At 68.9% G+C, this 14,626-nt stretch carries 14 protein-coding genes; 7 read left to right on the top strand and 7 right to left on the bottom strand.

Annotated features, from left to right (window positions below; translation table 11 throughout):
• The first annotated feature begins 1 nt into the window (after window position 1).
• From KAQ61_RS10790 to KAQ61_RS10775, 4 genes are all read left to right on the top strand, one after another.
• Window positions 2-301 (top strand): putative quinol monooxygenase, encoded by a 300-nt coding sequence (locus KAQ61_RS10790; protein WP_210929168.1) that lies wholly within the window; start codon window positions 2-4, stop codon window positions 299-301.
• A 66-nt stretch (window positions 302-367) separates the two neighbouring features.
• Window positions 368-778 (top strand): DUF2946 family protein, encoded by a 411-nt coding sequence (locus tag KAQ61_RS10785; protein ID WP_210929167.1) that lies wholly within the window; start codon window positions 368-370, stop codon window positions 776-778.
• Window positions 779-980: 202 nt separating this feature from the next.
• Entirely contained in the window at window positions 981-3,041 is a 2,061-nt protein-coding gene (locus KAQ61_RS10780; RefSeq protein WP_210929166.1) for a TonB-dependent copper receptor, read from the top strand.
• A gap of 114 nt (window positions 3,042-3,155) precedes the next feature.
• Complete coding sequence (locus tag KAQ61_RS10775) at window positions 3,156-3,635, top strand: VOC family protein (protein WP_210929165.1); 480 nt, start codon at window positions 3,156-3,158, stop codon at window positions 3,633-3,635.
• Window positions 3,636-3,674: 39 nt separating this feature from the next.
• Here KAQ61_RS10775 and fghA read toward each other — a convergent pair whose 3' ends face one another.
• Window positions 3,675-4,538, bottom strand: coding sequence for an S-formylglutathione hydrolase (gene fghA / locus KAQ61_RS10770; protein ID WP_210929164.1), 864 nt, complete (start codon window positions 4,536-4,538; stop codon window positions 3,675-3,677).
• A gap of 289 nt (window positions 4,539-4,827) precedes the next feature.
• Between fghA and KAQ61_RS10765 the strand changes: the two genes are divergently transcribed.
• Window positions 4,828-5,334 carry a hypothetical protein gene (locus KAQ61_RS10765; RefSeq protein WP_210929163.1) on the top strand — a complete coding sequence of 169 codons (507 nt, stop codon included), beginning with the start codon at window positions 4,828-4,830 and terminating at the stop codon, window positions 5,332-5,334.
• A 38-nt stretch (window positions 5,335-5,372) separates the two neighbouring features.
• Here KAQ61_RS10765 and KAQ61_RS10760 read toward each other — a convergent pair whose 3' ends face one another.
• Window positions 5,373-6,659: a DEAD/DEAH box helicase gene (locus tag KAQ61_RS10760; RefSeq protein WP_210929162.1), complete on the bottom strand. Its 1,287-nt coding sequence runs from the start codon at window positions 6,657-6,659 to the stop codon at window positions 5,373-5,375.
• Window positions 6,660-6,816: 157 nt separating this feature from the next.
• Between KAQ61_RS10760 and KAQ61_RS10755 the strand changes: the two genes are divergently transcribed.
• Window positions 6,817-7,275 (top strand): methyltransferase family protein, encoded by a 459-nt coding sequence (locus KAQ61_RS10755; protein ID WP_244982867.1) that lies wholly within the window; start codon window positions 6,817-6,819, stop codon window positions 7,273-7,275.
• Between the two features lie 107 nt (window positions 7,276-7,382).
• Here the strand turns inward: KAQ61_RS10755 and KAQ61_RS10750 are convergent, their stop codons facing one another.
• Together KAQ61_RS10750 and KAQ61_RS10745 are read right to left on the bottom strand one after the other, a co-directional pair.
• On the bottom strand, window positions 7,383-8,492 hold the full coding sequence (locus KAQ61_RS10750; RefSeq protein WP_210929161.1) for an S-(hydroxymethyl)glutathione dehydrogenase/class III alcohol dehydrogenase: 1,110 nt from the start codon (window positions 8,490-8,492) through the stop codon (window positions 7,383-7,385).
• Window positions 8,493-8,652: 160 nt separating this feature from the next.
• Window positions 8,653-9,384, bottom strand: a complete 732-nt coding sequence (locus KAQ61_RS10745) for a hypothetical protein (protein WP_244982866.1) — start codon at window positions 9,382-9,384, stop codon at window positions 8,653-8,655.
• A 236-nt stretch (window positions 9,385-9,620) separates the two neighbouring features.
• Here KAQ61_RS10745 and KAQ61_RS10740 point away from each other — a divergent pair, with 236 nt between their 5' ends.
• A complete protein-coding gene (locus tag KAQ61_RS10740; protein ID WP_210929160.1) occupies window positions 9,621-10,616 on the top strand; it encodes a GlxA family transcriptional regulator in 996 nt (331 codons plus the stop codon).
• A gap of 33 nt (window positions 10,617-10,649) precedes the next feature.
• On the opposite strand, the gene KAQ61_RS10735 is transcribed toward KAQ61_RS10740, so the two are convergent.
• From KAQ61_RS10735 to KAQ61_RS10725, 3 genes are all read right to left on the bottom strand, one after another.
• Window positions 10,650-11,027 (bottom strand): helix-turn-helix domain-containing protein, encoded by a 378-nt coding sequence (locus tag KAQ61_RS10735; RefSeq protein ID WP_210929159.1) that lies wholly within the window; start codon window positions 11,025-11,027, stop codon window positions 10,650-10,652.
• Between the two features lie 54 nt (window positions 11,028-11,081).
• Complete coding sequence (locus KAQ61_RS10730; protein ID WP_210929158.1) at window positions 11,082-12,686, bottom strand: phospholipase D family protein; 1,605 nt, start codon at window positions 12,684-12,686, stop codon at window positions 11,082-11,084.
• Between the two features lie 69 nt (window positions 12,687-12,755).
• Window positions 12,756-14,615, bottom strand: coding sequence for a gamma-glutamyltransferase family protein (locus KAQ61_RS10725; protein ID WP_210929157.1), 1,860 nt, complete (start codon window positions 14,613-14,615; stop codon window positions 12,756-12,758).
• Window positions 14,616-14,626: the final 11 nt, after the last annotated feature.

Raw genomic sequence — 14,626 nt, 5'->3', positions numbered from 1 at the left:
CATGTTGTTGATCGTCGGTACCGTCTCTCTGCCCGCTGAGAACCTCGTGCACGCGCGCCCCGCTATGCGGGCGATGGTCGATGCCTCGCGCGCCGAAGCCGGCTGTCTGGCCTACCACTACGCCGAGGATGTGCTGGTGCCCGGTCTGATCCATGTCAAAGAACTGTGGACGGACCAGGCGGCCCTGGATGCCCATTTCGCCTCGGCCCACCTGCAGGCCTGGCGGGCCAGCTGGCCCGCGCTGGGCCTGGGCAACCGGGATTTGCAGGTGTACGAAGTCGGCGCGCCGCGCGCCACCTAGGCCTTTTTTCAGTCCCTGCGTGCCCGTTCAGGGGGCGGTTTGTGCACGTTACACTGCGCAACATCTATGTTGCAGCGCATCCGTCAACACAAAACTTTCGCCGCGGTGGTCATCGCGGTGTTCGCTTTGCTGTTGCTGGCGGCCGCGCTGTCCGGCGCACGGGTGCGTGCGGCATCGCCCGCCGACCTGGTGGGTGCCGATGTGTGCACCACCAGCCAGATGCTGGCCGTGGGCCATGAAGACCACGCGGTGCACGCCCCCTGGGACACGGTGGCGGCCGATGGCTCGCACGGTGCGCACACGCCCGATTGCGTGCTGTGTATTGCACTGGCGCCGCCGGTGCTGTGGGCGGCCGATGTGCACCGTCCACCCGCTCCGTCCTTCCACCTGAAGTGGCGCAGCCTGCCCGCCCAGCTGGCCCTGCTGGAGGTGGCAGCCCCCCCGCCAGCACGCGGCCCGCCCCAGCGCTTCGTGTGATGGCGTGCAGGCAGGCCTGACGGCCTGCCACCTCGCGCGTCCTGCATCTTCCCCGCATCAGTCCTGGCCACCGCGCACTGCGCCGTGGCGGGCTGTGCCTTTGATGATTGGCTGGTGTGCCTGCCCTGCGGGGCGGTGCACCAGCCTGGCCGCTCGCGCCGCCCCGCTTGGGGCCGGGGCGCAGTGGGCCGAGGATTTTTCTATGCATATTTCCACGAAGACCGCAGGCTCTGCCGCGGCAACCCGCCGTCCTTCCGCCTTGTCCCAGGCCCATGCCGCCCGTACGGCGGTGGCCCTGGCCGTGCTGAGCCTCGGTGGCTGGCAGTCGAGCGCCTGGGCGCAAACGCCCGAGGCCGCCTTGCAGGAGGTGGTGGTGACCGCCGTGCACGACCACGCCCCGGTGCAGGTCGTGGCCGACCCCAAGCAGCCACGCCAGCCGGTGCCGGCCAGCGACGCGGCCGATTACCTCAAGAGCATTCCCGGCTTCTCGGCGATCCGCAGCGGCGGCTCCAACAGCGACCCGGTGTTCCGCGGCCAGTTCGGCTCGCGCCTGCCGCTGCTGACCAACGGCACGACGCTGCTGGGTGCCTGCCCGGGGCGCATGGATGCGCCCAGCTCCTACATCTCTCCCGAAACCTACGATGCGCTGACCGTGATCAAGGGGCCGCAGACCGTGGCCTGGGGCCCGGGGGCGTCTGCGGGCGTGGTGCGCTTCGACCGCGAAAAGCCCCAGCTGAGCGAGCCAGGCATCGAGTTTTCGGCCAGTCTCCTGGCGGGCACGGCAGCGCGCAGCGACCAGAACGTGGACTTTCTGGCCGGTAATGACCAGTTCTATGTGCGCCTGACGGCCAACCACTCGCAAAGCAAGGATTACCGCGACGGCAATGGCCGCGTGGTGCCCGCGCACTGGGACAAGTGGAATGCCGATGTCGCCCTGGGCTGGACGCCCGATGCCGACACCTGGCTGGAGCTGACCGCCGGTGCCGGCGACGGCGAGGCCCGCTATGGCGGCCGTGGCATGGACGGCACGCAGTTCCAGCGCGAAAGCGCCGGGCTGCGTTTCGAGAAAACCGATCTCTCGCCCGTGCTGCGCAAGCTGGAGGCGCAGATCTACACCAACCGTGCCGACCATGTGATGGACAACTTCAGCCTGCGCAGCTTTGCGCCAGGCGGTGGCATGGCCATGCCCATGGCCAGCAATGTGCGGCGTACGACCACAGGGCTGCGCACCGCAGCCACCTGGCAGTGGAGCCCGGCGACCACGCTGCTGACCGGGGTGGATGCCCTGCGCAGCCCGCACGACAAGCGCATGGGCTCGCAGATGGTGCCCTACACCACCAAGCCCTGGGTGCGGGATGCCAAGTTCAGCAATCTGGGGCTGTTTGCCGAGCTGACGCAGCAGTTGGATGCCGACGACAAGCTGCTGACAGGCCTGCGCCTGGACCGTGCCCAGGCTTGGCGCTACCCCGGCGTGCAGGGCGACAGCAACCACCGCGAACGCCAGGCGCTGCCCAGCGGTTTTGTGCGCTGGGAGCGCGCATCGCCGGATGGCACCACCGTGTACGCCGGCCTGGGCCATGTCCAGCGCTTTCCGGATTACTGGGAGCTGATCTCGCCGGGCAACAGCACGACCGCCTTCCAGCGCCTGCAACCCGAAAAGACGACGCAGATCGACGTGGGCGCGAGCTGGAAACGCCAGGACTGGCAGGCCTGGACCTCGGCCTATGTGGGCCAGGTGCAGGACTACATCCTGTTTGACTACCAGGGGGGCATGTCCTCCTCGGTGCGCAACGTCCAGGCGCGCATCGCCGGCTGGGAGGCTGGTGCCAGCTACCGCCTGAATGCGGCGCTGACGGCCCAGGGCACGCTGGCCTACGCCTGGGCGCAGAACACCACGGACGACCGTCCGCTGCCCCAGACCCCGCCGCTGGAAGCCAAGCTGGGCCTGGATTACCAGCAGGGCGCCTGGAATGCCGGGGCCCTGTGGCGCCTGGTGGCGGCCCAGCACCGCCATGCCACCGGCCAGGGCAATGTCGTCGGCAAGGACTTCGGGCCCAGCGCAGGCTTTGGCGTGTTATCGGTGCATGCCGGCTACAAGGTGGACCGCAGGCTCAAGCTCACGGCCGGCATCGACAACCTGTTCGACCGCGCCTACGCCGAGCACCTGAACCTGGCGGGCAACGCCGGCTTCGGTCTGCCGGCCGGTGTGCGCATCCACGAACCCGGCCGCACGCTGTGGCTGCGTGCCGATCTGCGCTATTGAGGCACCGTGGGGCTGCCCGCCGGTGACGGCGGGTGGCCGCTGTGGCACGGCCTTGCCTGCGGAGGATGCCGGGGGCCAGAATGGCCGCTGGCGCTGCTGCACAGGAGGTTCGCCATGGCATCCCCGATCACCGTGTGTCTCTGGTTCGATGGCGCCGCCCTCGAGGCGGCCGAGTTCTATGCCCAGACCTTTGCCGACAGCGCCGTGCAGGCCGTGCACCGTGCGCCCGCGGACTATCCGGCGGGCCGCCAGGGCGATGTGCTGACCGTGGAATTCACCGTGCTGGGCCTGCCCTGCATGGGGTTGAACGGTGGGCCGACCTTCCCGCACAGCGAGGCCTTTTCCTTCCAGGTGGTGACCGAGGACCAGGCCGAAACCGACCGCCTGTGGCAGGCGGTGGTCGGCCACGGCGGGCAGGCCAGTGCCTGCGGCTGGTGCAAGGACCGCTGGGGCGTCTCCTGGCAGATCACGCCGCGCGTGCTGCTGCAGGCGATCGTCCACCCGGATGCCGCCGCGGCCCGGCGTGCCTTCATCGCCATGATGGGCATGGGCAAGATCGACATTGCCGCCATCGAGGCCGCGTTGCGCGGCTGAGCGCCGCCCGGGACATTCGCCGCATGGCGCGGCGCAGGCTCAGGCGTCCAGTTGTGCCGCGTGGTGGCGCAGGTGGTCGTCGATGAAGCTCTGGATGAAGTAGTAGCCGTGGTCGTAGCCGGCCTGGCGGCGCAGCGTCAGGGGCTGGCCGACCTGGGCGCAGGCGGCTTCCAGCGCTTCGGGCAGCAATTGCTGCTCGTGCAGGAATTTGTCGGCCAGGCCCTGGTCGACCAGGATGCCGGCTGGGTAGGGGGCCTTGCCCTGCGCCGCCATCAGGCGGCTGGCGTCGTGCTGGGCCCAGACGGCCTGGTTGTCGCCCAGGTAGCCGCTGAAAGCCTTCTGGCCCCAGGGGCAGTTCATGGGGTTGGCGATGGGCGCGAAGGCCGACAGGCTCTTGAACACGCCGGGGTGGCGCAAGGCCAGGGTCAGCGCACCATGGCCGCCCATGCTGTGGCCGAAGATGCCCAGGCGCTGTGTGTCGATGGGCAGGTAGCGGCCCAGCAGCGGCAGCAGTTCCTCGATCAGATAGCTTTCCATGCGCCAGTGCTGCTCCCACGGCGCCTGTTGGGCATTCAGGTAAAAGCCGGCGCCCACGCCGAAGTCCCAGGCCTCGGCCTCGCCCGGCACGTTGGCGCCACGCGGGCTGGTGTCGGGGGCGATCAGGGCCAGGCCCAGTTCGGCCGCCAGGCGCTGCGCACCGGCCTTGGTCATGAAGGTTTCCTCGGTGCAGGTCAGGCCCGCCAGGTACAGCAGGGCGGGCACTTTCTCGCCCATCACCGCCTTGGGGGGCAGGTAGACCGAGAACTTCATGGGCAGCCCGATTTCGCGCGCCTCGTGCTTGTAAAAGCGCTGGGCGCCGCCGAAGCAGGCGTGGGCGGTGAGCAGTTCGAAAGGCGTGGACATGGATACTCCTGAAAGAAGAGCTGTTGGCGCTCGTGTTGCAAGAACTTTAGAGGTTTTTATGCCCGAAGTGCACGCTGGGTGAGCGCATCCAGCTCTTGTTTTTGATGTGGTGCTGTGGGCCAGCGCAGGCTGGCCAGGGCCTGTGGCGCAGTGTAGGGGCTTCCGCTTGTCCCCATGGGGGCGGGGTGCTTGCCGGACTGGGACTGCCGGCGCCTGCCTGCACCGTCCTACGCGGGGTGGGGTGTGGCAATGGAAAGATGCGCCTTTTCCATGTTGGAGGGGCAGGCCCATGAAACTGGTTCATTCGTTGTTTGTCGGGGTGCATGTGCTGATGGCGCTGCTGTTCGCCCTGGTGTCGATGGCCCTGCTGTGGATGGCCGTGAGCAAGGGCTGGGGCACGCTGGTGCTGGGCCTGGACGACGGCGCCACCTTGCACCTGGTGGAGGCCCTGGGCACTCTGGCGGCGGCCGTGGTGGCGCTGCAGATTGCGCAGACCGTGGTCGAGGAGGAGGTGGTGCGCGATGCCAGCATTGCCGGGCCCACGCGGGTGCGGCGTTTCCTGTCGCGGTTTCTGGTGGTGATTGTGGTGGCCCTGGCCATTGAGGGCCTGATTGCCACCTTCAAGGCCCAGGAAGACCCGGCCACCCTGCGCTATGCCGCGCTGCACATCGCCAGCGTGGGCGTGCTGCTACTGGGCTGGGGGCTGTTCGTGCACCTGAACCGCTCGGCAGAGGAGCTGGAGCCCGAGGCCCTGCATGCGGCCAAAAGCGAGGACGCCGCGGTGGATGGCACCTGACGGTGCCGTTTCAGCACGCGCAGCCCCGAGGCCTGGCTTCAGGCCTTGCCGGTGCCGGGCGTGTTGGCAGCGGCGGCCGCGGCGCGCAGCTTGTCCTTCTTGCTCATGCGCTTGCCCTTGACGCCGCCGCGGTCGCCGTCTTCGTGCGCGGCGCGCTCGGGCACGGTTTCGGTGACGGGGTGGTCCGGCAGTGTTTCCAGCTCCAGCTGCAGCTGGTTGCGCTTGGCAATCAGCTTCCAGTGCGCGGCGGTGGTGGGGGACACCAGGCTGATGGCCGTGCCAGACAGGCCGGCGCGGCCGGTGCGGCCGATGCGGTGGGTGTAGTCGTCGGCCGAACGCGGCAGGTCGTAGTTGATGACCACGGGCAGGGCATCAATGTGGATGCCGCGCGCCGCCAGGTCGGTGGTCACCAGCACCTGCCACTGGTTGGCCTTGAACTCCTGCAGCACGCGCTGGCGCGCGCCCTGGCTCAGCTCGCCATGCAGGGCGGTGGCAAAGATCTTCTTGGCATACAGCTTGTTGGCCACATGCTCGGCGCTGTAGCGGCTGGCCACGAACACCAGCATGCGCTGGCCGGGGTGCTGGACGATCAGCGCGCGCAGCACATTGGTGCGCTGGGCGGCGTCCACATACAGGGCGCGCTGGGCGATGGTGGCGTCTTGCTGGTGGGTGTTTTCCACTTCCACGCTGGCGTGGCCGGGGCACAGCAGTTGCGCCACCAGGTCTTGCACGGCAGGGCCGAAGGTGGCCGACAGCAGCAGGGTCTGGCGCTGGCCCTTGGCGGGCAGCAGGGCCAGCACTTGTTCCAGTTCCTCGGCAAAGCCCAGGTCCATCAGGCGGTCAGCCTCGTCCATCACCAGGGTCTGCAGGCTGTGCAGCTTGAGCTGGCTGTGCGCCACCACGTCCAGCAGCCGCCCGGGGGTGGCGATCACCCAGTCCACGCCGCCGCGCAGCGCCATCAGCTGCGGGTTGATGGAGACGCCACCGGTCAGTACCGCCACCTTGGGGCGCTGTCCCAGGGCTTCGCCCAGGTGGTAGACCTGCTCGGCCACCTGGGTGGCCAGCTCGCGCGTGGGCACCAGCACCAGGGCCTGCGTGGTGCGCGGCCCGGAGCGCTGGCCGGCATCGCCCAGCATCCAGGCCTGCAGCAGCGGCAGCACATAGGCCGCTGTCTTGCCCGAGCCCGTGGGCGCGCAGACGCGCAGGTCCTGGCCATCCAGCACGGCGGGGATGGACTGGGACTGCACCGGCGTGGGCGCGATCAGGCCTTGGGAGGCGGCGGCATGGGCCAGCGATGGGGCAAGGCCAAGGGCGGTGAAGGGCATGGGCGAAGGGCCAAAAAGCAGCAAAGGCGGTGATTGTCGGGCTTTGGCGGCAGGCGATGCCTGGCGCAAGCAGAAGCCGCAGCAAATGACATGGCATAGCCCGCCGGCCGCCGGTCTTTGCACCATGCCTGCATCCCTGACAACAAGGAGAGCACGGGTGAATGCTTGGGAATTGAAGGTGCCGCCGGTAGCCCTGGTGCTGGTGTGTGGGCTGCTGATGGGGGGCATGGCTGCGGTGTGGCCGGCGGCCACACTGTGGGCCGTGCCCTGGTGGTGGGGGGCGCTGCCCATCGCGCTGGGGGCGGGCGTGGCGCTGGCCGGGGTGCTGGCCTTCCGCCGTGCGGCCACGACAGTGAACCCGACCACGCCGCAGGCCTTGTCCCGCGTGATGACCACGGGCATCTATGGCAACCGCCGCAACCCCATGTACCTGGGCTTTGCCCTGGCGCTGCTGGGCCGGGGCCTGTGGCTGGGCCATGCCGGGGCGCTGCTGGTGCTGCCAGCGTTTGTGCTGTACATGAACCGCTTCCAGATCGTGCCGGAAGAGCGCATGCTGGCGCAGAAGTTCGGCGCGCCCTACACCCGCTATCTGCAGCAAGTGCGGCGCTGGCTGTAAGCCGGGCTGGCGCTCTGCGGGCGTGCCCAGGACGCCGCCGCAGTCGCCCGGCCATAAAAAAAGCCACGGTGGCAACACCGTGGCGGGGGGCATCAACCCTGGCCGGGTCAGTACTTGACCACCGAGCGGATGGACTTGCCCTCGTGCATCAGATCGAAGGCCTCATTGATCTGGTCCAGGCCCATGGTGTGGGTCACGAACGGTTCGAGCTGGATCTTGCCGGACATGGCGTCTTCCACCATGCCGGGCAGCTCGCTGCGCCCCTTCACGCCGCCAAAGGCCGAGCCCAGCCACTTGCGGCCGGTCACCAGCTGGAAGGGGCGGGTGGAGATTTCCTGGCCCGCGCCGGCCACGCCGATGATGACCGACTGGCCCCAGCCGCGGTGGGCGCATTCCAGCGCGGCACGCATCACCTGGGTGTTGCCGATGCACTCGAACGAGTGGTCCACGCCCCAGCCGGTCATCTCCACGATGACTTGCTGGATGGGCTTATCGAAGTCCTTGGGGTTGACGCAGTCGGTTGCACCAAACACCTTGGCCAGGTCGAACTTCGAGGGGTTGGTGTCGATGGCGATGATGCGCCCGGCCTTGGCCAGCTTGGCGCCCTGGATCACGGCCAGCCCGATGCCGCCCAGGCCAAACACGGCGACGGTGTCACCTTCCTGCACCTTGGCGGTGTTCTTCACGGCACCCAGGCCGGTGGTCACGCCGCAGCCCAGCAGGCAGACCTGCTCGGGGTTGGCGTTGGGGTTGATCTTGGCCAGCGACACCTCGGCCACCACGGTGTATTCGCTGAAGGTGGAGCAGCCCATGTAGTGGTAGATGGGCTGGCCGTTGTAGGAAAAGCGGGTCGTGCCGTCGGGCATCACGCCCTTGCCCTGCGTGGCGCGCACGGCCACGCACAAGTTGGTCTTGCCGCTCTTGCAGAACAGGCATTCGCCGCATTCCGCGGTGTACAGCGGGATTACGTGGTCGCCGGGCTTGACGCTGGTCACGCCTTCGCCCACTTCGACCACGATGCCGGCGCCTTCGTGGCCCAACACCACGGGGAACAGGCCTTCGGGGTCTTCACCGCTCAGGGTGAAGGCATCGGTGTGGCACACACCGGTGTCGGTGATCTTGATCAGCACTTCGCCTGCCTTAGGTGGGGCGACGTCGATTTCGACGATTTGCAGGGGTTCTCCGGCCTTAAAGGCCACGGCGGCGCGGGATTTCATGATGGTCTTTCTGTTGAAGGCGTGGGAAGGCGAGGCGCGGGACGGCTTCGCGGTGCAAGTCTCTGACTCTAAAGCATGCCGGGCCGCGGTGGCGGGCCATGGCCGCAGGTGCAGGTGTGTTGGCCGCAGATGCAGGTGCGCATCCGGGCGGCCGCGGTGTTCAGGGGCCGGCGTTCGGTGGCAGCGCGCCCCAGACGGGTGTGGCATCGGCAGGGCCGGCCGGCTGGAGTTCGATGGGTCCCCAGCTGCTTTCGCAGTGCGTCACCGCCCACTGGCTGGGGCGGAAGCGCGCGGCGGGCCCGTCGGGCTCGGGTTGGCCGAATTCGGCCTCGATGTCGTAGTCGATCAACGGCCGGTGGAACCAGGCGTATTCGCCCTGCTGGCAGTCCAGATCCGGACGGGCGGGGTCTGAGACCCAGGCGCCATACCCATCGCCAGCTTGGCGGTCGAAGTGGGCGACAGGGCGAATTTGCTGGTCGTGCGCCAGCTCCAACCGGGTGGGGTTGATCTCCATGGCCGTGGCCCAGGTGCCGGCCACCTGTACCGGGTGGGGGAAGCGCACGGCCCGTAAGCCGCGCAGGCTCAGCGGTCGTTGGGGTTCACCGTGGTCAAACGGGTCATAGCGGTCGATCAGGCTGCCCAGGGGGATCAGTAGCTCGCCATACTGAAAATCCTGCGGCAGCACGAAGTGCTGGCGGCTGTGGCGGTAGCGGTGCTGCTGCTCCAGCGTCTGCTGGATCTGCCAGACTTGGTGCACCAGCACCAGCCCCCAGAGGCTGCCAACCGTTGCCAGCACCGACAGCGCCACGATCCCCGCCCGCCAGAAGCGGGGGCGCTGCGCAGCGGGCAGGCGGCGGTGGCGCCAACACCACCGCAGGCGGTACAGCAGCAAGCCTGCGCCCAGCGCCGCAGCCAGCCACGGGGCCAGGAAAACAAAGGGCCGGGAATCATGGGTCGGGGAGTGGGCAGCGCAGGCGGCGATGCCCCAACTGTAGCGATGGTTGCCAGACGCGCCGCGTGGGCGCAGGTACGGGCCTGCGTATAGTCGGCGGTAGCGCGGTGGCCGGTTTTGAATCAAAAATGCCTGTCGCCCTCTGTTTACCTGTGTTTTAAGCTACTTTTTTTGATATGGAACACCGCCACGCAGGCGCCCACCGCGTCGATATTGTCGTCTACCCCGGCTTCAAGGCGCTGGAGGCCATCGGCCCGATGTCGGTCTTTGAGTACGCCAATGTGTACCTGCGCGCCAAGGGTCTGGCCGATGGCTATGCCCTGCGCGTGGTGGCCGCGCAGCGCGGGCTGGTGCGCTCGGACACGCTGATGGCGCTGGAGGCCACGCACACCCTGGCCGATGTGGAGCAGGACACGGGCTGCACCGTGCTGCTGGTGGGCGCGCGCCACATTGCCACGGTGCTGCAGGCCAGCGCGCCGCTGGTGGACTGGGTGGGGCGTGTGGCGCCCCAGGTGGCGCGCACCATTGCGTTGTGCAGCGGCAGCTTCTTCCTGGCCGAGGCCGGGCTGCTCAATGGCCGTCGCGCGGCCACGCACTGGAGCGTGGCGCAAGAGCTGCAGCGCCGCCACCCCCTGGTGCGGGTGGATGCCGACGCCATCTATGTGCGCGAGGGGCCGTACTGGACCTCGGCCGGGGTCACGGCCGGCATCGATCTGGCCCTGGCCGTGGTGGAGCAGGACTTTGGCCACGCGCTGGCGCTGGAGGTGGCGCGCGACCTGGTGATGTACCTCAAGCGCCCCGGCGGGCAGTCGCAGTTCAGCGTGCAGCTGGCCAGCCAGGCCGTGCAGCACAGTGGTGTGCGCCTGGTCCAGCAGTGGGTGCTGGCGCATCTGGACCAGCCCATGCCGCAGGCGCTGCTGGCCGACAAAGCTGCCATGAGCGAGCGGCACTTCCGCCGCGTGTTCCAGCAGGAAACCGGCGTCACGCCCAGCGCCTTTGTCGAGAACGCGCGCCTGGAGGGCGCCAAGCAGTTGCTGGAGACGCGTGGCGATCTGCCCCTGAAGACCGTGGCGGCCAAGGTGGGGCTGGGGTCGGAACAGGCGCTGCGCCACCTGTTCCAGAAAAGGCTGGGCATCACGCCCGTGGCCTACCGCGAGCGCTTCGGGGATTAGGCGTCGGGCGCACGGGGCTTGCGTGGTGCGGGCTCAGAGTGCCGGGGTGCTCCAGGACGCCAGCAGATCGGCCAGCTCGTCGGCGGCCGATGGTGGCGGGCTCTGTGCTGGCGCTGGGGTGGCCGCCGCCTGTGCCGGGGGGACTGCGGGCAGCCCCGAGGGCAGCAGCTGCCGCAGGTCCAGCTGCGGGTTGACCAGCCACAGGCACATCACATAGGTGGCCGTGGCAATCGCCGGGTCACCGCGCTCCAGGCGGGCCATGGTCGGTTGGGAGATGCCCAGCCGCTGTGCCCACTGTGCCTGGGTTTCCCCGCGCGCCTTGCGGGTGGCGACGATCTGCTGGGCCACTTGCTCGATCTGCGACAGGATGAACGGCGGAAAGTCGGCGGGACAGGTGTTCTGGCGGGGCATGGAGGCCGATGGTAGTACCGTTCATCGGACTTCTGGACAAGTCTATGAATAATTTCACAGCAGCCATTCGATCGGCAGCAGACCCAGGAACCAGAGCGACAGGCGCTGGTGCCAGCGGCTCTGGGGCTCGGTGCCGTACACCGGCGCGGGATCGCCGACGCCGCTGTGCCAGCGCAGTTGTCCCTGCGCGTTCAGGCTGACGCGGTAGGCCAGGGCCGGGATGGTCTGGTCGAAGCTGTGGCTGATCTGCTGGGCCAGGCGTGGGCTCTCGATCATCAGGCCCATCTCGGTATTGAGCTGCAGCGAGCGCGGGTCGAAGTTGAAGGAGCCGACAAAGGCCCGCTGCCCGTCGACCGCGAAGGTCTTGGCATGCAGGCTGCTGCCGGAGCTGCCCAGGGCCGTCAGTTGCAGGCGCAGCCGGTCGCCGTCCTCGGCATAGTCCGGCGGTGCGCCGCGTTTCTCGTACAGCGCGATGCCGGCTTGCAGCAAGGGCTTGCGGTACTTGGCGTAGCCCGAGTGCACGATGGCCACGTCGGTCGCCTCCAGGGCGTTGGTCAGGATGCGAACGCGCAGGCCCTGGGCGCGCAGCTGGGCGAAGGCCTGGACTCCGGCTGCTGTGGGCACGAAGTAGGGCGACACCAGGTCCAGCGACTGCGTGGGTGTGCCGATGGCGCGGCGCAACTGCTCGCCGATGAGGGCGGTGCTCGGGGCCTGGCCCTGGATTTTTTCGGGCGGGTCGCTCACCAGGTGGGCCACGGCCCAGTCCATGGGCAATTGCGCCTGCAGCAGGTGCTGCACGAAAGGGGTGGCCTCCAGCGCCTGGCGGTAGTCCTGGGCTGCGGGTGACTGCCCCAGCGCCTGGCCGCTGCGGCGCAAACCCTCGAGTGCCCCGGGGGCGACCGGGCGCGCCACCTGGTCGACGGGGTAGGCGGCGACATGGTTCCAGTAGCGGTCGAAGTCCTGCTCGATGGCGAGCACGGCCGGGCCGATGGCCAGCACGTCCAGGTCGGCAAACACGACGCCATCGGTGGCGCCGAAGTATTCGTTGCCGACATTGCGTCCGCCCACGATGCTGGCCTGCCCGTCGGCCGAGAACGACTTGTTGTGCATGCGCCGGTTGGTGCGGCGAAAGTCCGTGACATAGCCCAGGGGCTTGAGCCAGCCGCGCAGGGGCAAGGGGTTGACCAGCCGCACTTCGGCGTTCGGGTGGCTGTGCAGGGCCTGCAGGGCGTCGTCCAGCCCGGTGGTGCCACCGTCGTCCAGCAGCAGGCGCACGCGCACGCCGCGGTCGGCGGCCAGCAGCAGCTCGTGCAGCAGCAGCAGGCCGGTCTTGTCGTGGCGCCAGATGTAGTACTGCACATCCAGCGTGTGCTGGGCCGCACGGGCCAGCAGGCTGCGGGCGGCGAAGGCTTCGCGCGGATCGCCCAGGGCGTAGACGCCGGAGTGCGTGGCCGGGGCCTGCGCCTGCTGCCGCAAGGCCGCATGGGCCTGGCCCAGGGCGGTCTGTGCGGACACGTCCGGGGCAATGGCCTGCGTGGCCTGGGGCGGCTGGACGGGGGCGGGCAGGCTGCAGGCGCCCAGCCCGCCCGCCAGCACGGCAGCCCCGAGCCACGGCAGGCGCCGGTACCGGTGCTGGGGCGTGGTCTTGCTAAAAAGCATAGCTTTCAGCGCTTGCTGGATAAGCGCTACAGGCTAAAGCGTCGTGGAAAACGGTGGACTGCACCGGCATCAGTCGCCCATCACCACGCCTTCGCGGCGCGGATCGGCGCCGCCAAACCAGAAGCGCTTGCCGTGGGCTTCGCCGCGCGTGATGGCCTGCAGGCCGCTGGTCAGGTCCTGCTCCTTCACTTCGGCGCCGCGTGCCTGCAGGGCCTGCACGGTGGCGGCGGGGAAGCGCTTCGCCTCCAGCAAGGTCGGGCCGTTCAGGCTGCTGAAGTTGGGCAGGTTGATGGCCTGCTGCGGCGTCAGCCCCCAGCCCAGCACGCCCTGCAGCGTCTTGGCCGTGTAGTGGATGATCTGCGCGCCGCCGGGGCTGCCGGCGCTCATGATGACCTGGCCCGTGGCCTTGTCGAAGACCAGGGTGGGGGCCATGGACGAGCGCGGGCGCTTGCCGGGCTGCACGCGGTTGGCAATCGGCTGGCCGTCGGCGGCCCGGGGGGCCATGCTGAAATCGGTCAGCTCGTTGTTGAGCAGAAAGCCCTGGACCATCTGGCGGCTGCCGAACTGGTCCTCGATGGTGGTGGTCATGGCCAGGGCGTTGCCAAAGGCATCGACGATGCTGATGTGGCTGGTGCCGTATTCGATCTGCTCGGGCATGGGCGCATGGCCGACCTTGAACTGGGCCGGGTTGCCGGGCTTGGCCACCTGCATGCTCTGCGCGCCGATCAGGCGGGCGCGCTCCTGCAGGTAGCGGTGGTCCAGCAGGGTGTGCCAGCTGCCGCCCGGGGGCTGGACGAAGTCGGGGTCGGCCACGTACAGGGCGCGGTCGGCAAAGGCCAGGCGTGCGGCCTCGGTGTAGTAGTGCAGCCAGTCGGCGCTGGGCAGGCCGTCGCTGCCCAGCGGCATGTGCGCGGCGGGCGTGTGGCCCAGGATGCCCAGGATTTGGCCCACGGCGATGGCGCCTGAACTGGGCGGCGGAAAGCCGCAGAGGGTGTAGCTGCGTGCGGTGCCACCGGGCGCGCTGGCGGGCAGGTTCCAGTCGTGGCACAGGGCCTGACGCTTCTTGGGCTGGTAGCCGGCCAGGTCCTGCAGCGACAGCACGCCGGGGTTGGTGGGGTGGTTGCGCACCTTGTCGACGATGGCCTGGGCCACGGGCCCTTCGTGCAGCGCCTGGCTGCCGTGCTGGGCGATGGCGCGCAGCACCTGGGCGTATGCGGGGTTCTTCAGCAGCGTGCCCACGGGCAGGGGCTGGCCGTCGGCGCCATAGAAGTAGGCGTGCGCGACGGGGTCGCTGGGCAGGAATTTCTCGCTGCGCAGCAGGGTGTGCAGGCGCGGGCTGACCTTGAAGCCCTGCTCGGCCAGCTGGATGGCTGGCTGCAGCAGGCTGGCCCAGGGCAGCTTGCCGTGTTCCCGGTGGGCCAGCTCCAGCATGCGCACAGCGCCGGGCGTGCCCACCGAGCGGCCGCCGACGACGGCATCGTGGAAAGCCATGGGCTGGCCGTCGGCCTTCAGGAACAGGTTCTCGGTGGCGGCGGCCGGGGCGGTCTCACGCCCGTCATAGGCCAGCACCTGGGAGCCCGCGGCGTGCAGCAGGAAGGCACCGCCGCCGATGCCGCTGGACTGTGGCTCGACCAGGCCCAGCACCATTTGCACGGCAATCGCGGCATCGATGGCGCTGCCGCCGGCCTTGAGCACCTGGTAGCCAGCATCGGTGGCCAGCGGGTTGGCCGCGGCGACGGCGAATTGCTCGGTGGCCCAGCCGGGTTTCTCGGTGTAGCCAGAGCTGCCTTCGGGCTGTGCGGGGATCTGGTAGTTCAGTCCTGTGGTTTGACTGGGGGATGTCGAGCCGCAGGCCGCCAGCAAGGCGGCAGAAATGGCGACGCCCAGCGCACAGGCTGGGCGTCGGAAGGTGTGGCTTAGATCACGCACAGGGCAGTCTC

It is taken from the genome of Comamonas aquatica (genome assembly GCF_018064205.1).
Taxonomy (GTDB): Bacteria; Pseudomonadota; Gammaproteobacteria; order Burkholderiales; family Burkholderiaceae_C; genus Comamonas; species Comamonas aquatica.
Note: the sequence above shows the minus strand (reverse complement) of the source record. Positions and strands in the feature narration are given on the sequence as shown.